This is a genomic window from Novosphingobium sp. BL-A-41-Hi4A-0G (assembly GCF_055521735.1).
Genome location: NZ_JBVFVU010000003.1, coordinates 12,871 through 39,670 on the forward strand (window position 1 = coordinate 12,871; position 26,800 = coordinate 39,670).

The 26,800-nt window shown below is 62.1% G+C and carries 23 protein-coding genes and 2 pseudogenes; 11 read left to right on the top strand and 14 right to left on the bottom strand.

Features of this window, described 5'->3' with window-relative positions:
* Positions 1-71: 71 nt before the first annotated feature.
* Complete coding sequence (istB, locus tag ACZ1JX_RS19905) at positions 72-851, bottom strand: IS21-like element helper ATPase IstB (protein ID WP_086740912.1); 780 nt, start codon at positions 849-851, stop codon at positions 72-74.
* Positions 841-2,367: an IS21 family transposase gene (gene istA, locus ACZ1JX_RS19910; RefSeq protein WP_277788710.1), complete on the bottom strand. Its 1,527-nt coding sequence runs from the start codon at positions 2,365-2,367 to the stop codon at positions 841-843. The genes istB and istA overlap by 11 nt, the downstream gene beginning before the upstream one ends.
* Before the next feature lie 112 nt (positions 2,368-2,479).
* Here istA and ACZ1JX_RS19915 point away from each other — a divergent pair.
* From ACZ1JX_RS19915 to ACZ1JX_RS19955, 9 genes and pseudogenes are all read left to right on the top strand, one after another.
* Positions 2,480-4,065 (top strand): annotated as a pseudogene (locus ACZ1JX_RS19915) (Tn3 family transposase); the annotation flags it as partial.
* Positions 4,066-4,116: 51 nt separating this feature from the next.
* A pseudogene (locus ACZ1JX_RS19920) lies at positions 4,117-4,566 on the top strand (DDE-type integrase/transposase/recombinase); the annotation flags it as partial.
* 398 nt (positions 4,567-4,964) lie between these two features.
* Positions 4,965-5,642: a TetR/AcrR family transcriptional regulator gene (locus ACZ1JX_RS19925; protein WP_298288640.1), complete on the top strand. Its 678-nt coding sequence runs from the start codon at positions 4,965-4,967 to the stop codon at positions 5,640-5,642.
* Between the two features lie 14 nt (positions 5,643-5,656).
* Entirely contained in the window at positions 5,657-6,385 is a 729-nt protein-coding gene (locus ACZ1JX_RS19930) for an SDR family oxidoreductase (RefSeq protein WP_298288688.1), read from the top strand.
* Between the two features lie 163 nt (positions 6,386-6,548).
* Positions 6,549-7,583, top strand: coding sequence for a CaiB/BaiF CoA transferase family protein (locus ACZ1JX_RS19935; protein WP_465126969.1), 1,035 nt, complete (start codon positions 6,549-6,551; stop codon positions 7,581-7,583).
* Positions 7,570-9,162, top strand: coding sequence for a flavin-containing monooxygenase (locus ACZ1JX_RS19940; RefSeq protein WP_465126942.1), 1,593 nt, complete (start codon positions 7,570-7,572; stop codon positions 9,160-9,162). Before ACZ1JX_RS19935 ends, ACZ1JX_RS19940 begins: the two co-directional genes overlap by 14 nt.
* 1 nt (position 9,163) lies before the next feature.
* A complete protein-coding gene (locus ACZ1JX_RS19945; protein ID WP_465126943.1) occupies positions 9,164-10,084 on the top strand; it encodes an alpha/beta hydrolase in 921 nt (306 codons plus the stop codon).
* Positions 10,081-11,379, top strand: coding sequence for a flavin-containing monooxygenase (locus ACZ1JX_RS19950; protein ID WP_465126944.1), 1,299 nt, complete (start codon positions 10,081-10,083; stop codon positions 11,377-11,379). Before ACZ1JX_RS19945 ends, ACZ1JX_RS19950 begins: the two co-directional genes overlap by 4 nt.
* Position 11,380: 1 nt before the next feature.
* Positions 11,381-11,986: a TetR/AcrR family transcriptional regulator gene (locus ACZ1JX_RS19955; RefSeq protein ID WP_298288655.1), complete on the top strand. Its 606-nt coding sequence runs from the start codon at positions 11,381-11,383 to the stop codon at positions 11,984-11,986.
* On the opposite strand, the gene ACZ1JX_RS19960 is transcribed toward ACZ1JX_RS19955, so the two are convergent.
* Genes ACZ1JX_RS19960 through ACZ1JX_RS19995 form a run of 8 tightly spaced genes read right to left on the bottom strand, consistent with a single transcriptional unit; the run spans position 11,976 to position 21,186 of the window.
* A complete protein-coding gene (locus tag ACZ1JX_RS19960) occupies positions 11,976-13,223 on the bottom strand; it encodes an MFS transporter (protein ID WP_298288658.1) in 1,248 nt (415 codons plus the stop codon). The two genes, ACZ1JX_RS19955 and ACZ1JX_RS19960, sit on opposite strands and share 11 nt — an antisense overlap.
* A gap of 11 nt (positions 13,224-13,234) precedes the next feature.
* Positions 13,235-14,443 (bottom strand): acetyl-CoA hydrolase/transferase C-terminal domain-containing protein, encoded by a 1,209-nt coding sequence (locus ACZ1JX_RS19965; protein WP_465126945.1) that lies wholly within the window; start codon positions 14,441-14,443, stop codon positions 13,235-13,237.
* A 16-nt stretch (positions 14,444-14,459) separates the two neighbouring features.
* Positions 14,460-15,587: an Rv3169 family protein gene (locus ACZ1JX_RS19970; protein WP_465126946.1), complete on the bottom strand. Its 1,128-nt coding sequence runs from the start codon at positions 15,585-15,587 to the stop codon at positions 14,460-14,462.
* A 4-nt stretch (positions 15,588-15,591) separates the two neighbouring features.
* Complete coding sequence (locus tag ACZ1JX_RS19975) at positions 15,592-16,047, bottom strand: hypothetical protein (RefSeq protein ID WP_298288667.1); 456 nt, start codon at positions 16,045-16,047, stop codon at positions 15,592-15,594.
* Positions 16,044-17,069, bottom strand: a complete 1,026-nt coding sequence (locus tag ACZ1JX_RS19980) for a phosphotransferase family protein (protein ID WP_465126947.1) — start codon at positions 17,067-17,069, stop codon at positions 16,044-16,046. The genes ACZ1JX_RS19975 and ACZ1JX_RS19980 overlap by 4 nt, the downstream gene beginning before the upstream one ends.
* 5 nt (positions 17,070-17,074) lie before the next feature.
* Positions 17,075-17,956: a cyclase family protein gene (locus tag ACZ1JX_RS19985; RefSeq protein WP_298288673.1), complete on the bottom strand. Its 882-nt coding sequence runs from the start codon at positions 17,954-17,956 to the stop codon at positions 17,075-17,077.
* A complete protein-coding gene (locus ACZ1JX_RS19990) occupies positions 17,946-19,559 on the bottom strand; it encodes a class I adenylate-forming enzyme family protein (RefSeq protein WP_465126948.1) in 1,614 nt (537 codons plus the stop codon). The genes ACZ1JX_RS19985 and ACZ1JX_RS19990 overlap by 11 nt, the downstream gene beginning before the upstream one ends.
* A gap of 1 nt (position 19,560) precedes the next feature.
* On the bottom strand, positions 19,561-21,186 hold the full coding sequence (locus ACZ1JX_RS19995; protein ID WP_465126949.1) for a flavin-containing monooxygenase: 1,626 nt from the start codon (positions 21,184-21,186) through the stop codon (positions 19,561-19,563).
* Between the two features lie 140 nt (positions 21,187-21,326).
* Here ACZ1JX_RS19995 and ACZ1JX_RS20000 point away from each other — a divergent pair, with 140 nt between their 5' ends.
* Together ACZ1JX_RS20000 and ACZ1JX_RS20005 are read left to right on the top strand one after the other, a co-directional pair.
* The gene (locus tag ACZ1JX_RS20000) at positions 21,327-22,097 is read left to right on the top strand and encodes an SDR family NAD(P)-dependent oxidoreductase (RefSeq protein WP_465126950.1); all 771 of its coding nucleotides are present in this window, start codon (positions 21,327-21,329) and stop codon (positions 22,095-22,097) included.
* A 10-nt stretch (positions 22,098-22,107) separates the two neighbouring features.
* On the top strand, positions 22,108-22,773 hold the full coding sequence (locus tag ACZ1JX_RS20005; protein ID WP_465126951.1) for a glutathione S-transferase family protein: 666 nt from the start codon (positions 22,108-22,110) through the stop codon (positions 22,771-22,773).
* Position 22,774: 1 nt separating this feature from the next.
* Here ACZ1JX_RS20005 and ACZ1JX_RS20010 read toward each other — a convergent pair whose 3' ends face one another.
* From ACZ1JX_RS20010 to ACZ1JX_RS20025, 4 genes are read right to left on the bottom strand one after another with little or no spacing between them, the layout of a single operon-like run.
* Complete coding sequence (locus ACZ1JX_RS20010; protein ID WP_465126952.1) at positions 22,775-23,551, bottom strand: cyclase family protein; 777 nt, start codon at positions 23,549-23,551, stop codon at positions 22,775-22,777.
* A 3-nt stretch (positions 23,552-23,554) separates the two neighbouring features.
* Positions 23,555-24,481, bottom strand: a complete 927-nt coding sequence (gene kce, locus ACZ1JX_RS20015) for a 3,5-dioxohexanoate:acetyl-CoA acetone transferase (protein ID WP_465126953.1) — start codon at positions 24,479-24,481, stop codon at positions 23,555-23,557.
* Entirely contained in the window at positions 24,478-25,278 is an 801-nt protein-coding gene (locus tag ACZ1JX_RS20020; protein WP_465126954.1) for an ester cyclase, read from the bottom strand. The genes kce and ACZ1JX_RS20020 overlap by 4 nt, the downstream gene beginning before the upstream one ends.
* Complete coding sequence (locus ACZ1JX_RS20025; RefSeq protein WP_465126955.1) at positions 25,275-26,795, bottom strand: long-chain-fatty-acid--CoA ligase; 1,521 nt, start codon at positions 26,793-26,795, stop codon at positions 25,275-25,277. Before ACZ1JX_RS20025 ends, ACZ1JX_RS20020 begins: the two co-directional genes overlap by 4 nt.
* Positions 26,796-26,800 lie beyond the last annotated feature (5 nt).

Below are 26,800 nucleotides of genomic sequence, written 5' to 3' on the forward strand. Positions count from 1 at the left end.
TGAGAAGTGACCCGGTATTTCCATCGAGAATTGACCCGGGTGATGGTATGTCCCGCAGAGCGGGTTTTGGGTCAAGCTGGTGATTTTTCCTTTCGTGGTTTTGGTGAGGCAGAGCTGGCCCTGAACCGGAAGCTGTCATTGCCAGTTTCGATGATGTGGCAATGATGGGTTAGCCGATCCAGCAGGGCTGTGGTCATCTTGGCATCGCTGAATACCTCGGCCCATTCGCTGAAGCTGAGGTTAGTGGTGATCACGACGCTGGTGCGTTCGTACAATTTGCTGAGCAGGTGGAACAGCAAAGCTCCGCCTGATGGGCTGAACGGCAGATAGCCCAGTTCATCAAGGATGATGAGATCGAGCTTGAGCAGACGTTCGGCAATCTGCCCCGCCTTGTTGGCTGCTTTTTCCTGTTCGAGCGCATTGACCAGATCGACCGTGGCAAAGAAGCGCACTTTTCTGCGGTGATGTTCGACGGCTTGAACTCCCAGCGCAGTGGCGATGTGCGATTTGCCGGTTCCGGGCCCGCCAATCAGTACTACGTTGTCAGCGCCGTCGATGAACTCGCCACCATGGAGTTGCCGAACCAGGGCCTCGTTGGCCTCGCTGGATGCGAAGTCGAACCCGGCCAGGTCTTTGTAAGCTGGGAACCGGGCGGCCTTGATCTGATAAGCAATCGAGCGGACCTCACGTTCGGCCATCTCGGCTTTGAGCAACTGGGAGACCATCGGCACTGCGGCACTGAAGGCTGGGGCGCCTTGCTCGATAAGGTCCCCCACTGCTTGGGCCATGCCATACAACTTCAGCGCCTTGAGCATGACGACAACGGCGGCACTGGCGGGGTCATGACGCATGACGCAGCCCTCCCTCACGCAGGGCATCATAACGTCCGACATTGGCCAACGGCTCTTGCGCAAGGCGCAAAGCCTGCGGTGCGTCAATCGGCGCTGCCGGTGGAGCCTTACCATCGATCAGGCGGTGCAGGATATTGAGGACGTGGGTCTTGGTGGCGACGCCCGCATCCAGCGCCAGTTCGACAGCGCAAAGCACTGCCTGTTCGTCATGTTGCAGCACCAACGCCAATATCTCCGCCATCTCCTTGTCTCCGCCGGGACGACGTAGGAGCTGGCTTTGCAGCTGCTTGAAGGCCTCTGGGAGCTGCAAGAATGGCGCGCCATTGCGCAGTGCTCCCGGCTTGCGCTGGACTACTGCCAGATAATGCCGCCAGTCATAAATTGTCCGCCCGCCAGTGTGGTGGGATCGGTCAATGATTCTGGCATGTTCGCAAAGGATCTGCCCCTCGGCCGCCACCACGATCCGCTCGGGGTAGATCCTGATGCTGACCGGGCGGTTGGCAAAGGATGCCGGGACGCTGTACCGATTGCGTTCAAAGCTGATGAGGCAGATCGGGGACACCCGCTTGGTGTGTTCGACAAAACCATCGAAGGTCCGCCCCAGCGGCATCAGACTACCAACCTCAGCGGCGTGTACATCGGCTACGGTGCCGGGCAAGTTGCCATGTTGGATCTCACCCCATTGCGCGATGCATTGTTCCTCGAGCCAGGCATTGAGCGCATGGATATCCGGGAAGCTCGGCAACTTCTGCCACAGCCGCCGCCGTGCATCTTGCACGTTCTTCTCGACTTGGCCCTTCTCCCACCCCGAGGCCGGATTGCAGAATGCAGGCTCGAACAAGTAGTGGCTGGCCATTGCGGTGAAGCGCGCGTTGACCTGTCGGGCTTTGCCCTTGCCGATCTTATCGACCGCAGTTCGCATGTTATCGAAGATCCCGCGCTGCGGCACACCACCCAGCACGCGGAATGCCTGCGTCAGTGCATCAAACAGCATCTCATGCGTCTGTAACGGATAGGCCCGCACGATGAACGCCTTGCTGTGTGATAGTTTGGTATGGGCCGCCTGCAGCTTGACACGCTCGCCACCAAGAATTGCCCAATCTTCGCTCCAGTCGAACTGGAACGCCTCACCTGGCTGGAAAACCAAAGGCACGTATGTTCCGCGGCCACTGGCCTGCTGTGCCAAGAGACGGCCTGCCTTCCAATCCCGCACATAGGCAGCGACACGATTATAGGACCCTTCGTAGCCCAATACGGCCAGATCAGCATGCATCTGCTTCGCCGTGCGCTTCTGCTTGCGCGATTTGCCAGCCTCGATTTGTAACCAACCCGTCAGCTTCTCAGCAAACGGGTCCAGCTTGCTCGACCGGTCAGGTACCTTGAACTGCGGCACCACCGTATCCGCGCGCAGATACTTGCGGATCGTGTTGCGCGACAAACCGGTGCGCCGCTCAATCTCACGAAGCGGGATCTTATCACGAAGGCGCCACCGGCGAATTACACTCAATAAATCCATGTCGATCACTCCCGATACCCCTGACTGGTCAGCCAGGGGCGGGTTCAAACATGGGTCAATTCTCAATGGAAATTTATGCCCTTACCGGGTCACTTCTCAGCGGAAATCTACAGTCTGTTTGTTCGACGAACTGCGCGGGCGGCTCCGTGCTGGTGACATCTGGGTCGAGGGATCACGCCAATATCGCGCGGTCGAAGACCAACTCCTGCCGAAAGCCCTGTTCACTGCGATGCGGGAAGCCGGACCTCTCCCCGTTGCCGTATCGAGCACGGCAGTTGACTATCTTGACGAGAGTCGCGCGCTGCTCGCGCGGCGCATGGAAGATGTCGCGAACAAGGCCGCGCAGGGCAAGCTCAAGGACGTGCGGATCGAGGGTGGCGTGCTCAGGATCACGCCGCTTGGTCCCGCCACGCCCGAAGCCGCGGCAGAAGCGCTCTATCGGGCTCTACCAGCGGTGCGCATCACCGACCTGATGGCCGATGTCGATCGCTGGACGGGCTTTTCGGACGCGTTCACTCACCTCCACACAGGCTTCCCCGCCGACGAACGCCGTATCGTCATGACGGCGGTGCTAGCCGATGCGACCAATCTCGGATTGACCCGCATGGCCGACGCATGCTCGGTCGCATCCTACCGTCAACTCGCCTGGACGACGGGTTGGCATCTTCGCGAGGAAACGTACCGACGTGCGCTCGCGCGCATCGTTGATGCGCAGCAGGTGCAACCCCTGGCGAAACTGTTCGGCGCAGGGACCTCTTCGAGTTCGGATGGACAGCATTTCCATGTCGGCGGTCCGGGCCTGGCGGTCGGTGCTGTCAACCGGCACCATGGTCGCGAACCGACCATCGGCTTCTACACCCATATCACCGACCGGTATGCGCCCTTCTATACCACCGTGCTCACCGACAGCGCCGGCGAAGCTGCGCACGTCATCGATGGTCTGCTCTATCATGAGGCTGACCTCGACCTGGCGGTTCACCACACCGATGGCGGCGGTGTCTCTGACCATGTTTTCGGGCTTGCCCGCATTCTCGGGTTCCGCTTCGCCCCACGTATTCCCAACATCGGCGATCGCAAATTGCATGTGATGGACAGGCCAGACCGATGGCCAGCGCTTGGAGGTCTGATCGGCGGTCGTATCGACGACGCGCTCATCGCGGCCCACTGGGACGATGTGCTCCGGCTCGGCGCCTCGGTCCGAACCGGAATCGTATCTGCGTCGCTCATGCTCAAGCGGCTTGGCGCCTATCCGCGCCAGAATGGATGCGAGAAATCGGCCGGATCGAGCGTACCCTCTTCACGCTCGACTGGCTTGAAGATCCACAACTGCGGCGCGATTCCACGATCGAACTCAACAAAGGCGAGAGCCGGAATGCGCTCGCCCGCGCGGTCTGCTTCCATCGCCTCGGGCGCCTTCGGGACCGAAGCCGGGACGGCCAGCAGCACCGGGCATCAGGAGTAGCGCTCCTCACCGCCGCAATCGTGTTGTGGAATACGGTCTATCTGGGGCGAGCCCTCAGCGCGATGGCCACGAAAGGCCGCACGGTTGACGAAGCTTTGCTGCCCCACATCGCGCCGCTGGGCTGGTAGCATGTTAATCTCACTGGCGAATATCTCTGGTCGGATGCGCTCCCGCTCGGTGAGGACGGATATCGCCAACTGCGCCGGTTCAATGCCCTTGAAACCGCGCCGGCGTGATCGCCCACGACCTTATCGTGCTATCCTGCCCGTTCTATGTCGTGACCCCCACTCTGGACATTAGAAGGCTGGCTCTATCTCGAAGTTGTCCTTAATCTGCATATCCGCCGCGTCGTTGGTTGGGCTGTCAGTGACAGGATGAAGAAACACCTGGCGATCAGGGCGTTGGATATGGCGGTGCGCCTGCGCCAGCCTCCCGAGGGCTGCCTTTTCCATTCGGATCGCGGCAGGCAATATTGCTCTTACGACTATCAGAAAAAGCTGCAGGCCTATGACCTGCGTCCATCGATGAGCGGTAAGGACAATTGCTACGATAATGCCTCCGTCGACACGCTCTTCAAATCCCTGAAGGCAGAACTCATCTGGAGGCAGACATGGCCACCCCGGCGTCAGGCAGAGGCCGCCATCTTCCAGTAAATGAACGGGTTTTGCAACATCCGGCGCCGACACTCATATCTGGGCGGCATCAGCCCGCTCGCGTTCGAAGCCAAGGTGGCTTAATGAGTTAGGTGACCGGCACGAAACCGTTACAAGTCGACAAGATTGCGCATCTCACAAAAAACTCAATACCGAAAAGTCTGATGCTCGCCGATCAACAGTTACGTTGATCTAGCGGCCAGCGGCCCCGTTCCAGCTTCTGTTTCAAAGATGATTGAACTGAAGTCAACATAGCCGTTGACTGAATCCCGCTTCGTTGATAGCCACTATGGCTAGCACCATGCCAGCCGAGGATATCAAGGATGCATCTTAAGCCGTTGATTTTTGGCGAACCTGGTTGCGCCGCAACAGATGCCTAGTACCGCTCGGACGGAAGCGAGTATTCCATGTTTCCGCAGGCTTGCGCAGACGATGTGTGCAACCAGTAGAAACGTGCTTGATCGCGTAGTCGGCCGCGCATAATGAAGAACGGCAAGCCGATGATGGCGCCCTCCGAAAGTGGCATTGGCAAGCGGCGCACCGCCGCACGCGAGGATTCAAGCGCCTCACACCAGCAACGCCGCAAGGAAATTGGCGAAGCGGCAATTCGGGTTTTCAACCGGATGGGGTTCCAACGGGCCAGCATGACTGCAGTCGCCGCTGAGTTGAATATCGATCGAGCCTCACTTTATTATTACATATCATCGAAGGAGGAATTGTTCGACGAAATTGTTCGCACGGTGGTGGAACGCAATGTGGCGCTTGCGCAAAAAATTCAGGCGAGCGACATCCGTCCGCGGCGCAAGCTCAGCGACCTGATCATCGCGCTGATGTCGTCCTACGGCGAACACTATCCGCTGATATATATCTACATTCGCGAGAATCTCAGCCACGTCAGCGACAAACGGTCAGAATGGTCGCACTACATGCGCGATCTTAACAGGCAGATGTCTGAAGCGGTTATCGCTATCATCGAGCAAGGCTATGCCGATAAGTCGTTCCGCAATGTTGGTTCATCCCGGGTCGTGGCCTACGGCGTTCTTGGCATCGTCGGGTGGACGCACCGCTGGTTCCGTCCGGCAGAAAGCGGTGTGAATGCCGAGGAAGTCGGCAAGATCTACGCCGAGATGGTGCTTGCCGGACTGGAGTCACCCTATTGACCTTTCAGGGAGTCATGTACGGCAAGACGGCCATTGTCACCGGTGCCGGGCAAGGGATCGGCAGGGCCAGTGCCGAACGCTTCGCGCGCGAGGGCGCCCGCGTTCTTGCAGTCGATGTAAACTCGGTTGCACTCGCTTCGCTCGAGAAAGCTTGCGCTTGCGAGTCTTTTGCGTTTGATCTGACCGACGCGCCTGCGGCTGAAGCGTTCGCGCGGGCAGCAGGGCCGGTCGATGTTGTGTTTCTTTGTGCGGGTACGGTGCCATATGGCACAGTGCTCGAGTGTAGCGATGCGGACTGGGACCAGGCGTTTGCCCTCAATGTCACGGCCATGTTCCGGATGATCCGTGCCCTGCTGCCAGGGATGATCGCGCGGGGCGGCGGGTCGATCATTACCATGTCGTCGGTCGCTAGTTCGGTTCGCGGCGTGCCCGACCGGTTTGCATATGCCACGACCAAGGCGGCGATAATCGGCATGACCAAGGCGCTAGCGGCAGATCACGCCGCACAGGGCATTCGCGCCAATGCAATCTGCCCGGGGACGATCGAGACGTCTGCGCTGGAAGCTCGAATGCAGGCAAGCGGCGATTACGCAAAAACCCGTGCAACCTTTGCTGCGCGGCAACCGCTCGGCCGGTTCGGGCAGGCAGACGAGATTGCCAGCCTTGTTCTCTATCTGGCCAGCGATGCGGCCCGTTTCACTACGGGGCAGTGCCATATAATCGACGGTGGATGGTCGAACTGAGCATATCTCGCTTGTCAAATACCGACTGGTATGTTTTTAATCTTACGAGAATCCTCTTGAGGGAGCGGGTGCTTGTCCCGCTAGGGTGAACGTGTTGGTTGAAGTTGGTTCCTTCCTGTCGGGCGTGAAAGTCGTCGATCTTTCGCACTATGTTTCAGGGCCGGTGGCGAGCCAGATTCTGGCAGACATGGGCGCAGCGGTGATGAAGATCGAACCGCCCTCCGGAGACGGCATGTGCGCACTGGGGCCTCGCAATGCCGGCGGCGATTCAGTGTTCTACGAAAGCCTCAATGCAGGCAAAACGGTGCGCCGGATCGATCTCAAATCCGCAGGCGGCCGTGAGATAATAGAAGGCCTGCTAGCCGATGCCGATGTCCTGATTGAAGGCTTCCGTCCCGGCGTCATGACGCGGCTCGGGCTGGACTATGCCGCGCTTGCCCCGCGAAATCCAGCGCTGATCTATTGCTCGATAAGCGGTTATGGCACCGATGGTCCACTTGCTGAAGCAGCGGGCCACGATGGTAACTATCTTGCTCAAAGCGGCATTCTTCATCGCAATGGAGGCGAAGCTCCGGTATTTTTTGACCCGCCGATTGCAGATATGACCGGCGCGCTCTATGCCGCGATCGCCATCCTCGGCGCGCTCAATGCCAGGCAGCGAACAGGCGAAGGGGTGCAGATCGAGCTTGGCCTTGCCGACACCCTAATGCCGTTGCAAGCAATGCAGGTGGCTGAATGGGGTGCAAACGGTACTGTGCCAACGCGCAGGTCGACCTATCTTAATGGGGCGGCGGCCTACTACAACGTCTACCAGACCCGCGATGCCCGGCATGTCATGCTGGGGCCGGTCGAGCCCCGGTTCTGGGAGAACTTCTGCGCGGCCGCAAATCGGCAAGACTGGTCTTCACGGCAGAATGATCCGATGCCCCAAACTGACCTTATCGCCGAGATTGCCACATTCTTTGCCGGGCGCACCCTGCCCCAAATCGAAGCGCAGTTTGCTCATGCTGATTGCTGCCTGTCACCCGTGCTAGATCTTGGCGAAGCTCTCTCCTCAGAGCAGGTGCGCGCACGGGGCTTTGTCCTGCGCGCCGATAGCGCCGTGCAAACCCTGTTTCCTGCCACCTTCAATGGCCAGCGTAGTGCGCCCCGTGTGCCGCTTCGCGTGGAAACCGAGGTATGTGATGCGCGAACTTGACGTAATCGTCGTGGGGGCTGGCTTCGCTGGGCTCTACGCGCTGCACAAGCTTAGGGGTAATGGCCTTGCTGTCCATGCCTTCGAGGCGGCGGACGACGTCGGGGGCGTATGGCACTGGAACCGCTACCCTGGTGCGCGCTGCGATGTCGAAAGCCTGCAATACAGCTATTCGTTCGATGACGCGCTCCAGCAGGAATGGGTCTGGTCCGAACGGTATGCGCAGCAGGGTGAAATTCTGGCCTATCTTCAACACGTGGCTGACCGGTTCTCACTGCGGCCGCTGATTTCTTTTGGCACAAGGGTCACGTCTGCACATTTCGACGCTGCAGTGGACCGCTGGCACGTGACAACGGATCTTGGCGAAGAAGCCACCGCGCGCTTCTGCGTTATGGCCAGCGGGTCGCTGTCGGCCTCCCGGCTCCCCGAGATCCCGGGTATCGAGACGTTTGCGGGCCAGATCCTGCACACCGGGACCTGGCCGCCAGGCGGCGTGGACTTTGCAGGTAAATCGGTTGCCGTCATCGGCACGGGATCGTCAGGCGTGCAAGCCATCCCGCAGATAGCCCGTTCAGCCGAGCAGCTGGTGGTTCTGCAGCGCACACCCAATTTCGTGGTGCCAGCGCGCAACCAGCCATTAAGCGAAGAAAAACAAAGCGCGTGGAAGGCTGCCTATGCCGAATATCGCGCACAGGCGCGGCAGGTTGGTACGCTCTACGACTTCAACCAGACCTCAGCCCATGCGGTAAGCGCACAAGCGCGCGAGGCGGAGTATCGTCGCCGGTGGAAATTGGGTGGTGTTAACTTCGTCCACGCTTTCAACGATATCATGACCGATCCCGTGGCTAATCAGACCGCCGCCGATTTCGTCCATGCCCGTATCCGCGAAGTGGTCAACGATCCTGTAACAGCGGAAAAGCTTTGCCCGCGGGGCTATCCGCTCGGCGCCAAGCGTATCTGCGTGGGCTCGGACTACTACGAGACGTTCAACCGGATCAACGTTGCCCTGATCGACTTGCAGGCAACACCAGTGACCGCGATCGAAGCAAAGACGATCCGCACTACAGAAGCGGTTTTTGCGGTTGACTTGATTGTATGCGCAACAGGTTACGACGCGCTGACCGGTGCGCTGGCACAGATCGATATCCGCGGGCGCAGCGGTACGGCGCTGAGCGCCAAATGGGCGGATGGGCCGCGCAACTACCTCGGGCTGATGACTGCGGACTTCCCCAATATGTTCATCGTCACCGGCCCAGGCAGCCCGTCGGTGCTGGTCAACATGGTTGTGGGTATCGAGCAGCATATCGACTGGATCGCCGCGTGCATCCAGCATTTGGGCGAAGCAGGTGCTACGCGGATAGAGCCTGAGCCCGAAGCGGAGCAGGCCTGGGTCCAGCAGGTCAACGATGCGGCGGCGGAGACCCTCTTCGTACAGGCGAACTCTTGGTATCTCGGAGCCAATATTCGAGGAAAACCACGTGTTTTCATGCCCTTTGTTGGCGGTATTGGCCGCTACCGGGCTATATGCGACGAAGTCGCAGCCAGCGGATACGCGGGCTTCCAGATAGCGAATGGAGACTGACATGGCCTTGCATCCCCAGCTTCAGGCGATCGTCGATGCTTCTACCGGCCTGCCGCCGATGGAGAGCGTCGAACCCACCGTGCTGCGCGCCAATTACGAGGCGCTTACCGCCAAGGCGCCGCGACCGGATGTGGCTCATGTGGAAGACCGCATGATCCCCGGCCCCCGCGGCGAGATCCGGGTGCGCATTTATCGGCCCAACCTGGAAAAAGGCCAAGCCGTGATCACCTACTTCCACGGTAGTGCTTTCGTGATCTGCAGCATCGACACGCATGATGTGCTGTGCCGGCATCTATGCCTGCAATCGGGAGCGGTCGTGGTCTCGGTCGATTATGGCCTGGCGCCCGAAGCTCCGTTCCCTGCAGGACCCGACGACAGCTTTGCGGCGACCAAGTGGGTGGCTGCCAATGCCGCCAGCTTCGGCGGCGATCCGGCGCGGCTCGTCGTGGCAGGCGACAGCGCGGGAGCTACGATGGCGATCGTGACGGCGCTGCGCGCCCGTGATGCGGGTAGGCCGGCAATTACCGCGCAGTTCCTGATCTACCCGGTCACCGACTATCCTGACACGCTGCCCGTTTCCTACATCGAGCGCGGTGAGGACTGCGGGCTTACCGCCAAGGCCATGCGCTGGGGCTGGGATCTCTACATTGCCAATCCTGCCGACCGGGCGCATCCGCATGCCTCGCCGCTGCGCGTACCCGACCTCAGCGGTCTGCCGGCCGCTTATGTCATTACCGCTGAATACGATCTCCTGCGCGATGAAGGCAAAGCCTTTGCGGATCGGCTGATAGCTGCTGGGGTGGACACTACGCTGGTGCACTATGACGACATGAACCATGGATTCATGGGCATGGCCGGCTCGCTGACCCGCGCGGATGAAGCCATGGCAGCGGCAGGCGAGTGGCTGAAAGCGAGGGCATGAGCCGCCATTTCGCCATTATCGGTGCGGGTGCGGGCGGGCTCTGTGCCGCGCGCTATCTGACCGGGCAGGGCATCGAGGTGACGCTGTACGAGGCCGGATCGCAAGTCGGCGGGCTGTGGGTCTACAACAACGACAGCGGGATGAGCCCGGCCTACAGGTCGCTGCACATCAATTCCGAAGCGAAAGTCAGCAACCTCGCCGATTTTCCGTTTCCGGATGATGCCCCGCTCTACCCCGATCATACGGAGATGAGCCGCTACTTCGCGCGCTATGCCGATCATTTCGATCTGACGCGCCGCATCCGCTTCAGGGCGCGCGTTAAGCAGATCACGCCGACCGGCGGCAGCTTCCGCATCGAACTGGAGGACGGAACCGCCGAGACTTTCGACGGTGTGGTAGTCGCCAGCGGGCACCAGAGCGTGCCGCGCCACCCTCCGCAGATCGATGGCTATACCGGGCACTATGTCCATGCCCACGCATACCGGGTGCCCGATCCCTATGCCGACAAGCGTGTGCTGGTGATCGGACCGGGCAACAGCGGTGTCGACATTGCGGCAGATATCTGCACCGTGACCGAGCATACTGTGCTGTCCGCGCGGTCGCCGGTGCTGATCATGCCGCGCATGATGTTCGGCGTGCCTAATTCGCGCACCCTCATGAAGCTGGAGCGGCCGTTCCTGCCGTGGCAGGTGCGGGTGTGGATCCGCACCACGCTGACACGGGTGTTCCATGGCCGTATGGAGCAGTGGGGTTTTCGCACACCAAAAACGCGCACGCACCCGATCAGCCATCCCACGCTGATCTCGCAGATTGCATGGGGCCGGATCACGGTGAAGCCGGGGATCAAGGCGGTGAACGGAACTATAGTCCAGTTTAGTGATGGCAGCGAAGACAGGTTCGACGCGATCATCGCTGCGACCGGCTACACCACGGCTATCCCGTTCCTACCTGCGGCGATCTCGCCGGTCGAGGAAGCGACGACCCAGTTATCGCTATACAATCGTGTTGCGCATCCCAGTTTGCCGGAGCTGTACTTCATCGGTTACTTCGATGTGACCGGCGGCAGCAATATCCGGATGATGGACGATCAGGCCGCTTACATTGCCGCCATGGCAACAGGCGCGATCCGGCGACCAAGAGAGCACGATATGCTGGCGGCGATCGAGACCGAGCGCGCCTGGGCGCAGAGCCAGTTCCCCGATAGCCCGCGCTATGGGCTGGAGCTCGATCCGCGCCGCTATCGGGGGCGACTGGCTCTGGACTATGCCGCCAATGGCGTTAAACGACCGGTCTGAGATGGCTGAATTCGCGACGATCCGGGATGAAGTGGCTGCGCTGAAGCGCGAGCGCACGGTCGAGGCGGCGGCGCAACTGTTTTACGACCGCGGTTACGAGAAGACGACTCTGGAAGCCGTCGCCGAGACCATGGGCGTGACCAAGCCGTTCATCTACAACCATTTCAAATCCAAGGCCGAACTGCTCGCCGATATCTGTACGCGCGGGGTTAGCGCTTCGCTGGTGGTGATGGAGGCCGCACTCGCGGCCGAAGTTTCTCCTACCGAGAAGCTCAGGATGCTCTCGCGCGGTTTCCTGACGGCCGTGCTCAGCAACCAGCGCTACATCGCCATCCTCACGCGTGAGGAAAAGAGCCTTGAGCCGACCGATTTCGAGCGGCTCAGTGTGCTCCGGCGCGATTTTGACCAGAAACTGGTCGCACTGCTGCAAGCAGGGGTGGATGCGGGCGAATTTCATCTGAACGATCCCTATGTCGCAGCGCTGTCGATCGGCGGGCTCGTAAGCTGGGCCTATGTCTGGTACCGCCCCGATGGCCGCCTCTCGCTGGAAGCCCTCGCGGATGAGGTTTCGAGCCTGATCCTGGCCATGGCGGGCGTCAGGCCGTAAAGGCTTGCGGATGAGGCCGCGTGCGCACGCCGAGCGTTGCCAACGCGGCAAGGGCAAGGCAGGCAATACTGCCCATCAGCGCGGCATCATAGCTGCCGAAACGATCATAGAGATTGCCGATCACGAACGGACTGAGGCCGAAACCCAGCGAATACATCGCGTAGAACCACCCATAGATTGCGCCAAAGGCTCTCTGCCCAAACTGGCGCGAGGCGAAATAGGCAAGCAGATCAAGCTCCGCGCCGAGCAGCAGGCCGATCAGGATCACAGCAGGCAGGCCAAGGCTGAGGCTGCCGATCAAGAGGATGGCGAGACCGGCAGCACCCATCACCAGCACCGTGGTCGTCACCCATGCGGCGGCAAAGCGATCAAGGCACAGGCCGATCAGCAACCGCCCCGCCGCGCTGGCAATGCCCAGTACCGATGCCAGCCGCGCGGCTGCCTTGGTATCGGCGCCCATGTCCTGAAACAGCGGTATCAGATGCACGATCATGCCGCCGACCCCCAGCGCCATCGCGAAGGCGAGCGCTGAGACGAACCAGAAGCTACTCGTTCCGCGCGCCTGCTGAAACGAAAGGCCGGTCTTGGGGGCATCGGCCAGCGCAGCCATTCCTGCTCGCCGTTCCGAAGGGCCGAAGCCAAACCAAGCAATCGGTGCAGCGCACATCGCGAGCGCGCCAATGGTCCAGTATCCCGCGCGCCAGCCATGGCTGGCGATGACTTCGGTGGCAAGATTGGGCACCCAGAACCCGGCAAGCCCAGCCCCAGTAAGCGCAATCCCCAGTGCAAGGCCGCGTCGCCGGTCAAAATTTGCCGCGATCGGCCGCACCAGCACGATTGGGGTGGAGCCGACCCCGAGCATCGCGACAATGAAGAACGCGGCCCACAAGCTGGCGAGGCTGTTGATCACAAAGGTCATCAGAATCACGGCGAGGCCGTAGCACAATAGGCTGGCCGCTCCGACCAGCGCTGCGCCAAACCGGTCGCACAGGCGGCCGGCCACCGGTCCAAACAGGAACACGGCAAACGTCAGCACCGAGACAGCAAAGGATATGTCGCCCCGGGCCCAGCCGAACTCGGCCTGAAGCGGCGCGATGAACGAGCCGAGGGCATAGATCATCATCGCGTTCATGCTGGTGGTGAGGCCCAGAAGGGCGCTCAGCACGAGCAGCTTGCGGCCCGAAAACTCGTCCCATCCGCTGCGCTCTTCCATAGACATGTTAGTTGCGGTGGCCATTTGGGTCATTCCTATGAGGTCAGCGCGCCGCGCTGGCGCGGATCGGCAATTGCTGCGATCCGGCGGCTACGCTCGTCGAAATCGGTGGCGCGGATATCGGCAGCGCCGTGTTCGGTGATGATCATATCCACATCGCTCTGTGCAGAGGTTACAAAGCCGCTGGCAATGCGGCGCACGATGCGGCTCTCGTCGCTGCGCTCGTTGGCTGATGGCAGGGCAAGGATCGCGAGGCCGCCGACCGAGCGCCGCGCCGCGCGAAAATAGTCCGTCTGACCGCTGGATGCCCCTACATAGCGGTCCCCTAGAAACTCGGCATTGACCTGACCGCGCAGATCGACCTCAATGCCGGAGTTGATTGCCATGAACGGTGAACCGGGGATGGGGGCGACGAGTTGCTCTGGCAATGCGAAACCAAGTCGATCGCTTCGGCCCAGCCAATCGTAAAGCGCGCCGCTACCCACAGCGAGCGAGGCGAGGCATGCATCGGGGGAGGCTGTATCGATCGCCCCTGCATCCACCAGCGCGGGGAACCAGTCACCGACCATGCCCGAGCGGATCTTGAGGCCGCGCCGGTCCTGCAGCGCATGAGCAACCGCATCGGAGAGCTTGCCGATGCCGATCTGAAGGGTCGCACCGTCGGGCACCAGCTTTGCCACTTCGCGAGCCACGCGGGTCTGCACCTCGCCAGGCGGCTCGGGCGGAGCTTCCGGGAGTGGCGTATTGCTCACGCGCGCGATGACAATCTGGCTGCGATGCAGGCGGCAGGGGCTGCGGGTGATCGGAACGCGCGCATTGACCTCTGCCACCACGACCCGCGCCACATGTGCCGCTTCCCAGACATAATCGGCGGCAAAGCCAAGGCTGTGATAGCCGTCGGCATCGGCAGGGGAGACCTGCAGCAGCACCACATCCGCCGGCAAGGTGCGCGCGGCGAGCGCGGAGCTCAATTGCGACATGGCAAAAGGGATGACCTTGGCGCGACCACGGCGGGTGAGCGCCCCAATCGAACCGAGCCCGCAATAGGTGGTGATCCCCAGCGCGTCCGGCACGGCCCCCTTCCACGCCGGATTGAGCGAAAAACCGCAGAACGCCGTTAGGCTATCAATATGCGCTGCCGCGGCAAACAAGTCTTGCACTAGCCCGACCGGCTCGCTTGTGGCCTGGCCCACGACCACGCGGTCGCCCGGGCGCAGCACGTCGGCAAGCACGGATTCGGACAATCGGGTCTCCTGCGTTCTAGGTGGCGGCGGACTGGACTTGCAGATGCGCGGGCAGCTGTCCGGCGATGGTCAGTGTCATGCTGCCCGTGCCCGTGCTGGCTTCCCCGTTCAGGCTTGCCTTGATGGAGACAGGCTGGATGCGGTGCCAGTGGACCTTTTCGGTGCCATCGGGGTAAATCACCTTGGCGGGGTGCGACACATCCCACACATCGGTTTCAAGCCAGGTCTCGCCACGCCATGCGCCGAGCCCGCGCCCGTCGTTGAAGCCACCGCTATAGCCAAGGCCCTGCATTGCGATTGAGGCGCCCTGCGCATCGAGCTCCAGCCGCAGTTCGCCAGCGCCCTCCAGCTGGGCGACCACCACGGCGCGGCGGAAGCGGCGGGTGCCGTCGTGCAGATCCACTTCGAGCGCAATATGGGTCACATCGTGCGCAGTTTCGGTTTCGCGCAATGTAATCACGCCGGTGGTGTAGGGCGTATCATCGCCGCGTCCGGAGAACAGCAGGCTGCCGCTCATCGCGGTGGTGGAGAAGAACAGGAAGGACATGACGTGGCCCTTCTCCGAGAGCGGAAGCTTAGGGCCAGTGACCGGCTCAGGCACGCCCATGCCGCGCCGTACGCCCCACGAGTGATCGCGGCACGACCACCAGTTGTCGATCTCGATGCGCTGGCCTTCGACCTCCAGATAACCGCTGGCTACGCCGATCTGATCGAAGCGGCGATAGTCCTCGACCGTGCGGCTTTGCAAGCGGGTATAGTGTGGATGCTCTTCGTGCGCTGGCTCCACACCGTCCCAGCGAATGCGGCCGTGGAGCAAGCCTTCGCTGGGTTCGATCACAATATCGAGCGTTTGCAGCGCCTCGATGGGCGTGATGCGAATCGGGCCACAAATGGTCTCCACGCTGCCATTGAGCGAGCGCGAGACACGCAAGTTGTGCTGCTTGCCATCGACGATCATCACCGCACCTGCATCGAGCACGTTCATGTTGCGATAGGCGCCCATCGTGATCTGGATTGCCACGCGCCCGTCGCCCGAATAGATCGCGAACCAGTAGCGGTCGAAGAACCGTGGGTCGCTGGTCCAGACGTGATCGAATGTGGTCGGCAACTGGTGCCACAGGGTATCGTCAAGCGCGGTCAGCATGGGTTTATGGTCTCGTTGAAGAAGAAGTGGCGGTTGGCACGTAGCGCATGGGTACGCGTGAGGCGCGGGCGATCATGTGATCCTGAATGGCGCAGTGCAGTTCGGGTGTGAGGTCAGGGCTGCAGGCGGCTTCGGCAAGCAGGGCGCGTAGCAGGTGGTTACGCGTGGTCTGTGCGGTGCTGTCGAGCATGTCAGGCTCAGCAGTTTTCAGCGCAGCATCGATGCGACTGTTGAGCTCAGTGGGCAGTGCGTTGCGCAGCATTTGTAACAAGCTTTGCGTCGCTGCGTTGTCCCAGCACAGGAAGCCCGGCACGGCGGGCAGCGCCTCGGTTACCATCCGCAGGTTTGCGATGAGGTTCTCGAGGATCGTGCGGGCGAAAGGTTCGGCCACTGCGGGCGCGACAACAGCTTCGAGAATGCGGCATGTGCCGAGCAGTTGTTCTTCAACCGAAGGCCTCACGCTGCGCGCTCCATCATCTGCAGCATTGGGCGGAAGAGCCAGGCTGGGGTCTGGAACACGCGGTTGTAGCGGCCTGAGACGAACTCGTTCACCGCGGTCAGTTGGATGACCGCGAGCTTCCAGCACGAAAACACGTTCCACCATGTGAGAGCGGTGTCGTCCACGGCTCGTCCGGTCATGCGGGTGTAGGCCTCGACGATGTGTGCGCGCTCCCAGTGACCGGCGATCTGGTGCTCGCGCCGACGCACAGGATTGGTGATCCAACCAAGGTCTTCCAGCGGATCGCCGAGATGGGCAGTTTCCCAATCGAGCTTGGCGGTGATCTGCGTGTCCTCGATCAGCGCATTGCCCGGTTTGAAATCGCCATGGACGAGAACGATTTCGTGCGATTGAGGTGCCGTGCGGCGCATCCACGCCAGCACATAGTCGAGTTCGGGATGGGGTTCGAGCTGCGCCCGGCGGTACTCGGCCTCCCACTCATCGAGCGCGCTTGTGGCCGGTGCGCTCTCGGGAACACCAAGGCTCGGCCCGATAGCGCGCGCTTGCCAGTCGATTGCCTGGATATCGGTCAGCAGCCTGATAAAAGCGTGAGCGAGCCTCAGCCGCTCTTCCAATGGCCGTGCGCCATTCAGCACCATGTAGTCGCAGCTGCCCGAGACGCGCTCCATGATCAGCGAAGGCGCGCCGAGGAACTGCCCGTCTGGGTCCAACCAGAATACCGCTGGTGCCGCAACCGCGCTGCCTTCGAGCGCCCTTAGCACATCAAACTCACGGCGGCGCTCGGTCTTTAGCAGGGTGCCGCTGGCATCACGCATCAGCATGAGGCGGTGCGCGTGGGGCCCTCGTTCATCGATCCATTCAGTGTCGAACGACCAGTTCTCTCGGCTGAGGCCGCCGGCGGAGCGGGTGAGTCCGGTAAAGGTGATATCGCGTGCCGAAGGGATGGCATGGCGCACAAGTTCTGCCATCCCTTCGGCAACTAGCCATGAGGTAGTGTCCGTCTCGTGTGTGTCCGTCGCCATAGGGATCAATAGATCGCCAGCGGGGTGATCGGGCTGCCGGTGCCGCCGACGATTGGCAGCGGCGCGGCCACGAACAGGAACTCCGGTACGCTAAGCGCGGCGAGGTCCCGCAGCACAAGCCCCTCGAGCAACGGGATGCCGTAGTCGCGGATCAGGCGCTGGTGAACAGGGAACGTCGTGCCTGCAGGAAAGGGCATTGCCTCAATCGCATAGTTGTCGGCGCCAACGAGCGCGACGCCGGCCTTGGCAAGCCAGAGCGCGGCCTCGACGTCGATGCCCGGTTCCTCGTTGAAATCGACGGTGCGCGCCGCTTTGCCTGCCTGGTTTTCCTGCCATCCGGTGCGGATGAGCACGGCATCACCGCTAGCAGGCTCCACGCCGACGCGGTTGGCAGCGATCTTCAACTCCTCCACTCCGATCGAATAACCAAACGGCAGCGGCGCATCATGCAGCGCGGCCACATCCAGCAGCAGCCCGCGCGTGACGATGGGCGGCAGCTTCTCCACGCCGCATTTCTTTGCGCCATGAGTGCTGTTCGTCCCTGAACCGGGGTGCCCGTTGTAGAGGTGGTCCTCGGTCCACACGTGGCACAGCGCATCAATGTGCGTGCCGATGTGGAGCGGCATGACCACGCTGTCGTCGGCAAACTGGAAGCCGTTGGAGACGCGCGCGCCGGCCGCATAGTCCCCGCCGTCGCGGTCCATGAAATGGAGGAGGCCCGTGCGGTTGCTGGGCACCGGAGTTTTCTTAGACAGTGGCTGAGCGAGGCTGACGACCCGGCCCTGCCGCACCAGCCCCGTGGCGGCCAGCACTTCGGCCGTGCCGACAAGATTGAGCGCGCCGACCTCGTCGTTTTCCCCCCAGCGGCCCCAAGCATCACGCGACATGGGCTGTTCCCTTTTCGGTGAGCGCTGCGGCTTCCGCCTTGAGTGGCTGGCGCTGCAGTTTGCCGGTGGCGGTGGCGGGCAGGTCCCTGCGAAACACGACCCGGTCGGGCACCTTGTAGGTCGAGGATAGCGTGCGGGCGTGTGCGATAAGCTCAGCTTCGGTTGTGGGTTGGGCCGCGACGACGAAAGCGACGATTATCTCACCGCGCGCAGGATCGGGCGCGCCGACCACGGCGACTTGCGCCACCGCCGGGTGCTGAAGCAGCACGTCCTCAACCTCGGCGGGGGAGACATTGATTCCGGCGCGCTTGATCATCTCGGTTGCGCGGCCAAGGAAGATCAGGTCTCCGGTATCGGTTAGATGGCCAAGGTCGCCAGTGCGATACCAGCCGTCCGCAGTGAAGGCGGCAGCGTTGTGCGCGATGCTTTGCCCGCCGTAGCCGGACATGAGGTAACCAGTCACTTCGATGAGCCCGGGCTGGCGGGGTGCGACCTCGTGGCCGGTTTCGGCATCGATGAGCCTGAGGCTGACCCCCGGGAGCGGCGGGCCCTGGCAAGCCGCGCGGCGTTCCAGCGGCCAATCCCACGGCGTGACGCAGCAATTGCCGCAGGTCTCGCTCGAACCATAGATGTTGCAGATATGCGGTGCGCCCAGCTGCGTTGCCGCCGAAATCACATCCTGCGGGCTGCCGATGGTGAGCCCTGTTCTGAGGCTGGCGGTGCGGGCTGGGGCAAAATCAGGGTGTGCAACGAGGGCGGAAGTCATGGTCGGCAGAGTGTAGATCGCGGTGCAACGGTGCCGCTCAATCAGCGCCAGAGCATTGCCCGGTTCGAACCGCTCCTGCAGGATGATCGCTGCGCTGTGGCTCATGACGGCCGGGAGCGCATTGGCCGAGCCATATGCCCAGAACAGCGGGACCGAGACCAACACCCGGTCATAGGGTCCGAGGCCCATCCGCTCGCCGATGTTGAAGCCGTTCTCGATCAGTGCGGCGTGGGCGAGGCGGACAGCCTTGGGCTTGCTGGTCGAGCCCGAAGTGTAGAGGATCAGAGCATCGTCTGCCGCATCCGGCCCTTGGCCAGCCGCCAGATCAGGCGCGGCGGCGCAGAAGGCATCATAGGTCTTCCAGCCCGGGCCCGGAGCCTCGGGCGCGAGCGCAATCAGTTCGCGGAGACGGGGCAGGTGTGCACTCGTCCATTCACTTCGCTCGAAAGCTTCGGGAACCAATGCCTGCAGCGCCGCAAAGAAGTCCTCCTTGCCCGAAGACGGCATCGCAAACAGCAGCGAGACGTCGCCGTCGCCCAGAATAAACTCGAGTTCAGCGGGCTTGGACCATGTGCTGATCGGCACGACGACTGCACCCACTGCGCTCGCGCCGAAGAGGATTTCAAGCCATTCGATCCGGTTAGACAGAAGCACCCCGATCCGGTCGCCGCGCCTCACACCGACTGCCCCGAGCGCGTTCGCTACCAAGCGGGCACGCTGTGCCAGATCGGCGTAAGTGACTGACAAGTCGCCATCGATGACTGCGCACCGTTCGGGTGCGGTTGTTGCCAGTTCGCTCAGCAGATCGGGAAAGGTGCGGTTCGTCGGCGGCTGCATGTCAGTCTGCCCGCCCAAGCACAAAGCCGCGGTAGCCATCGGCCGCGATTTCGTTGCAGATGCCGGTGTAGACGCCAAGCCCGCCGACATAGGGTAGCATCACGCGCGGCTTGCCGGGGATGTTGGCGCCCATGTACCAGCTGTTGGCCTGCACATGCAGTGTCGTCTCGGCCACCTCGCGCACGTGGCTCACCCAGTCCTCTTCGGCCTTGGGTTCGGCCTCGATCACGGTGACATCGCGGTTTGCCATATCGGCGAGGCAATCACCGACCCAATCAACATGCTGCTCGATCGCCATGACGACATTGGTCAAGATCGATGGGCTGCCCGGACCGGTGATCGTGAACAGGTTGGGAAAGCCGGCGACCATCAGTCCGAGATAGGTCTTCGGGCCGTCTTGCCATTTTTCGACTAGTGAGACGCCGCCGCGCCCGCGAATGTCGATGCGGGTGAGCGCGCCGGTCACCGCGTCATATCCAGTGGCAAAAACGATGCTGTCCACCGCGTAGTGGCCGCTGGAGGTTTCGATACCGGTCGGCGTGATGCGGGTGATCGGGGTCTCGCGCGCATCGACCAGCGTAACGTTCTCGCGGTTGAAGGTCGCGTAGTAGTCGGTGTCGACACAAATGCGCTTGGTGCCGATGGCGTGGTCGGTGGGCGTGAGCCTGGCCGCGACAGCGGGGTCTTTGACGATTTCCCGGATCTTGCCGCGTACATAGTCCGCCGCGAGATCGTTGGCTGCTTTGTCCTTGAACAGGTCGTTGAAGGCATGGGTGAAATTTGCGCCGCCGCGTGCCCAGCGCGCGTCGAACTCGCGCTGGCGCTCTTCGTCGTTCACCTCGAATGCGCCGCGCTGGCCATACTCATAGAGTGCGCCTGATTTCGTCGCCTTGGCCTTGGCTCGGAGCTGTGCGGCATCGCGCTTCCATGCGTCCTGCACATGATCCGGCAGCGGGTAGTTCCAGGCCGGGATGCTGAAGTTCGGGGTGCGCTGGAATACGAACAGGCGCTTCGCCGCTTCTGCGATCATCGGCGTGACCTGAATACCCGAGGAGCCGGTGCCGATCACCGCCACGGTCTGGCCTGAGAAATCCACGGGCTCGTGGGGCCAGTGGCCGGTGTGATACCAGATGCCGGCAAAGTCATCTAGGCCGGCAAAGTCAGGCTTGCGCGGCGCGGAGAGCGCGCCGGATGCCATGATGCAGAACCGCGCGGTAACTGCCTCGCCGGTTTCGGTCTCGATGCACCAGAGGTTCGCCGACCCATCGTAGTGCGCCGAAGCAACACGTGTGTTGAAGCGGATGTCGCGGCGCAGATCGAATCGGTCGGCCACATGCTCGATATAGCGCAGGATCTCGGCCTGTGCGGGGTAGCGCTCGGTCCAGACCCATTCGCGCTGGAGCGCTTCGTCGAACGAATAGGAGTATTCTAGGCTATACACATCGCAGCGCGCGCCGGGGTATCGGTTCCAGAACCACGTGCCGCCAACGCCGCTGCCTGCCTCAAATGCGAGCACCGACAGGCCGAGGCTGCGCAGCTTGTGGATCATGTAGAGCCCGGCAAAGCCCGCGCCTACGACGACAGCATCGCAGTCTGTCTTGATCGGGACGCAGACAGGCTCGGACATCGACGGAAATCTCCTCAATCATTTGGTCTGGCATTTGTCGGGCCGCATTTTTGCGCTCGACACAAGCTCGAATCAACACATATGTTGAAGCATAGAAAACCCGTTGGATTTAATCAATACCGACCGGTAAGGTTTCAGTTATGGATAATCTAACAAACAAGGTGGCGCTGGTGACCGGCGCGGGTGCGGGCATCGGCCGGGCCATTGCGCTGCGGCTTGCGATGGGTGGTGCCGATGTGGGTCTGTTCGATTTGAATGCTGCGGGAGCCAGCGCGACGGCGGAAGCGATCAACGCGCTTGGCCGAAGGGCAGTGGTGGCACCTGGCAATGTTGCGAGCCGCGCCGAGGTGGTTTGCGGAGTGGAGGCAATCACCAGTGAGTTGGGCCCGATCGATGTACTGGTGAACAACGCCGGAATCCTGCGTACGGCTGCGTTCCTCGATGTGACCGAGGCGGATTGGCGGCGCATGTTCGCGATCAATCTCGACGGCGTATTTCATTTTTCGCAAACGGTGCTGCCCGCCATGGTGGCGCGCAGGAGCGGAGCCATCGTCAACGTTTCGTCGTGGACCGGCAAGAAGGGCGTGCCCAACCACGCTGCCTATGGCGCCACCAAAGCTGCGATCATCAACCTGACGCAGAGCCTAGCAGGCGAATTCGGCAGTTCGGGCATTCGCGTCAACGCGGTGTGTCCGGGCATCATCGTTGATACCGAAATGCGCGCGGAGGCAGAGGAAATGAACCGCGCACAGGGCCTGCCAGATGTCGCGACGCGGGCTCAGGCGATCCCGCTACGCCGCGCCGGAACACCAAGTGAAATTGCCGAACTTGTCGCCTTTCTGGCATCGGACCGAGCCGCCTATATGACCGGACAGGCGATCAACGTCACCGGTGGACACTGGATGAACTGAGGAGCCCAAGATGATCCTGATAAGCGCCACACCCAGCCCGTTTGCGCGCAAGGTGCGCATCGCCCTCATGGAGAAGGGCGTGCCCTTCACCCTGCAGAACGAGATACCCTGGCACGCCGACTCCCAGACATCGCGCTACAACCCGCTCGAGCAGCTGCCTGTGCTGATCCCCGATGACGCTGACCCTGTCTTCGAATCCTCGCACATCATGGAGTGGATCGAGTGGCGCTATCCCACGCCGCCGATGTTCCCCGATGCGCCCAATGAGGCGCTGGAGGCCAAGCAGGTGCAGGTGATCGCCGAAGGGGTGCTCGATGCAACCGTGCTCCTGTTCTGGGAAATGCAGCGACCACAGCCGAGCGCTGAATGGGCGCAGCGGCAGCTGCGCAAGGTCAGGGGTGGGCTAACTGAACTCAACCGCCGTGTGGGGACACGTGAACACGTGGTCGGCGACCGGTTCGGGTTGGCGGACATTGCGGTAATCGCGCTGCTCGGCAATCAGGACATCGTGATCGAGACGGGCATGATCCCGCTTTGGCAGGCCTATGCGCCGGATATGGCGCCATGGCACGAACTCTATCCCAATCTCGCGCGGTTCGAGGCGTTCCACCGCGATCGGCCATCGGTGCGCGCGACGGCGCCGGTAATGTTCGCCTTCACGGAAAAGATTGTCTGACCTAATCCTCGAAGATCGCCACCGCGCGGGTCCACCCCGCTGAAGCCGCGCGGATCTTCATCGGGAAGCACGCGATGGTGAAGCCGGTGGCGGGCAGAACTTCGAGATTGTGCAGCTTTTCGAGGTGGCAATAGCCGATATCGCGGCCCGCCTTGTGGCCTTCCCAAATCAGAGCGGCATTGCCCGTTGCCTCATAGGCCTCACGCGTGTGGACGAACGGCGCGTCCCAGCTCCAGCCATCGGTGCCGGTCAGGCGCACGCCTCGCTCTAGCAGGTACATGGTGGCGTCGTATCCCATGCCGCAACCGGCGGTGACGTAATCGTCCTGCCCATAACGCTTGCCGGCTGCCGTGTTGACCACCACGATTTCGAGCGGCGAGAGTGTGTGACCGATGCGCGCCAGTTCTGCCTCGACATCGACTGCAGTGACGACATAGCCATCCGGCAAGGCGGTGAAATCGAGCTTCACGCCGGGCTGGAAGCACCAATCGAGCGGTACTTCGTCGATCGTGATCGCGCGCTCACCCCGATTCATCGTCGATGCGTAGTGGTACGGCGCATCGAGGTGCGTGCCATTGTGCGTGATCAGCTCGATCTTCTCGATTGCCCAAGCCTCGCCATCGGGCAGGTCTTCGGGCTTCAGTCCCGGGAAGAAGCCGACCAGATCGGGTATCGAGGTCTTGTGGTCGATGTAAGCGATTTTGGGCTGGTAGGGCGGCGGATCGGAGATCACATCGTTTTCGAGGTAGATCGAGAGGTCTATAATCGTGCGTGCCATACCCTAGAACTCCACCCTGTCGCCGCCCTTGAGGCCCAGCATCGCGCGGGCTTCGGTTGGGGTCGCCGGTTCATGGCCCATTTCGCGGATGATCCGCACGATCTTTTCCACCTGCTGCGCGTTCGAGGCGGCAAGCACGCCGCGTTCGATGAACAGGCTGTCCTCCAGCCCGACGCGGACATTGCCGCCCATCAGCGCGGCTTGTGTGAGGAACGGCATCTGGTGACGGCCCGCCGCGAGCACCGACCACTGGAAATTGTCGCGGCCAAACAGGCGGTCGGCAGTCGATTTCATGAACATCAGGTTTTCAAGATCGGGGCCGATGCCGCCCAGAATGCCGAAAATCATCTGGATGAAGAATGGCGGCGTCACCAGGCCCCGATCAACGAAATGCGCCAGGTTGTAGAGGTGGCTGACATCGTAGCACTCATGCTCGAACTTGGTGCCGGCCTCGCCCATCACCTCAAGGATCGTTGCGATCTCGCGGAAGGTGTTGCGGAAGATGAAGTCGTCCGAGCCCGTTACATAGGGCTCTTCCCAATCGTGCTTCCAAGTGTTGATACGCGCCGCTGCACCGAAGAACGCGAAGTTCATCGAGCCCATGTTGAGGGAGCACATCTCGGGCTTGAACTGCACCGCCGCCTTCAGCCGCTCGGCCAGCGGCATGGTCGCGGAACCGCCGGTGGTGATGTTCACCACGGCATCCGTCTGTTGCTTGATGACCGACAGGAACTGCGCGTAAATCGCGGGATCGCCAGTGGGCTGTCCGTTGGCGGGATTGCGCGCGTGAAGGTGCAGAATGGCTGCGCCCGCTTTGGCCGCCGCGATCGACTGCTCGGCAATCTCGGACGGCGTGCAGGGTAGGGCATCCGACATGGTCGGGGTGTGCGCGCCGCCGGTGACGGCGCAAGTGATGATGACCTTGCTCATCGCGGCGGCATCAGCGCGCGGTTGAGGCCGAGCCGGTCCGCAGTAACTTGCACATGCACAATCTGGTCTCCCTCGGAGTCGAAGATGCCAGCCAGCGCCAGCGTGACCGGCTGGCCGATCTGCGCCGGATCGATATCGTCGAGCCCGCCGCGATAGGTGCCGGCGCAAGTAAGGTGGAACGCCCCGCGCGTCCCTGCGGAAAACAGTTGGTCGACGGCGATGGCTTCGATGGCGACCAAATCGGCGAAGCGCGGCCCTTCGGCGCTGATCTCGTCGATCACGGTCCTGTCGGCCCAGTTGGCGGGGTCCGTCAGCCACGCTTCGGCAAGGGCTTCCACCACCGTATCCGGGGCTTCGCAAGGCGCGTCCCAAGGGGCAGGATGCGGGGCGCGAATCATGTCGCAGGTGCTCTCGGCGAGCTGGCGCTTGCGGGCGTAGTAATCCTCTTCAGCCCACCCGCGATGCAATCTGCCGTTCTTGATGCGGAACAGGGTGACCCCGCCCCAGGTGGAAAGCCGTCCGCCATGGCGGATCGACGCGCCGTGTTCGGTAAACCGCATCGCAATCGCATCGGGGCCGATCACGGTGTCGTGGACCGTCACGCAGAGCCCCGGAAACTGATCGAGCTGCGCGGCGGTTGCCGGTAAGTAGGTGTCGTCGCGGCCAGCGAGCAGGAATCCGCCGATGCTGAGCGCATAGTCGGGCTCCATGATCGTTTCGGCCGCCGCAACATTGTGGCAGGTGAGGAAATCGACGGCAAAGCCGCGCAGCAGGCGCGCGGAGGGACTGAGGGTCATGCTTGTTCTTCCAGCCAGCGCGGATCGCGCATCTCTTTCTTGAGGATTTTGCCCGAGGCGTTTTGCGGCAGCGCGGCCACGAAGGCCACGGCAGTCGGGCACTTGTAATGCGCGAGCCGCGCGCGGGTGAACGCGATCAGTTCTGCCTCGGTGGGCATGGCACCCGCCCGCGCGACGACAAAAGCCATGGGCGTTTCGCCCCAGCGTTTATGCGGCACGCCGATCACGGCGACGGCGGCGACCGCCGGGTGATCGTAAAGCACGTTCTCGATCTCGGTAGGGTAAATGTTCTCCCCGCCGGAGACAATCATGTCCTTGAAGCGGTCGTAAATGTACACGTAGCCGTCGGCGTCTTGATAGGCAGCATCGCCAGTGCACATCCAGCCATCAGGGGTGATCGTTTTCGCGGTTTCTGCGGGCTTGTTCCAGTAGCCGAGCATGATGGCTTCGGACCGGATGCGAATTTCGCCGACTTCGCCCACGGCAACCGGCTCACCCGTTGCCGGATCGACCAGTGCAAACTCGTTCCACGGCATGGGCCTCCCGCAAGCCCGCAGGCGATGTGCGAGGGGGCCGCCCGGATCGTGGTCCTCTGGCGGCATCATGATCACCGTTCCGGCGGTTTCGGTCATGCCATAAGTGCTCATGAAACCGCAGCCGAGCATGGTGATTGCCCGCTTGAGCACCGCCTCGCCAATCGGCGCGCCGCCATAGACGATGCGGTTGATGCTCGACATGTCCATCTCAGCCACGCCCGGCACTTCGAGCAGCATCTGGATCACGGTCGGCACGAAGAAACCGTGGGTGACGCGGTAGGTCTGGATCGCCGCGACGATCTCGGCCGGCACGACCTGCTGCATAAGCACGGTGTGGCCGCCCTGGCTTAGAGCCGTTAGGCCGTAGCCGATCCCGCCGATATGGAAGAGCGGACTGGCCACCAGATTGACGCTGCGGGCGGACATGTCCCACAATTCATGCGCCATCTGCGCCAGAAACGAGAGATTGCAGTGGCTCAGCACGACGCCTTTGGGCAGGCCAGTCGTGCCAGAGGTGTAAAGGATCAGCAGCGGGCTCTCAGGCGCAGGTAGGGTGCCCGGATCGTGCGGGCTTTCAGCATCGCGCCACGCGGGATATTCTGCGAGCAGGATCGTGGCGGGCGGTGTCAGTGTTTCGGCCAGCAGCCCTTGCAGGGCTTCTTCCACTATAAGGAGCGCAGGCGTGCTGTCGCCCAGAATGCCGGCGATTTCGCGCGGGGCCAGCCGCCAGTTGATCGGCAAGCAGATCGCGCCCGCCTTGGCGCAGCCGAAGAACAGCTCGAACTGCGCCGGCCCATTGCGTGCGATTATCGCGACCCGGTCTCCAGCCTGTAAGCCCTGCGCCGCCAGCGCGTGCGCCACCCGGCTGGCCCGCGCATCGAAGGCCGCAAAGCTCAGCGTCTCGTCGCCGAATGTCAGGCACGGGGCATCCGGGGTCAGCGCAGCATGTCGGCGCAGCAAGGTGAGCAGGTTGGTTTCCACAGGGA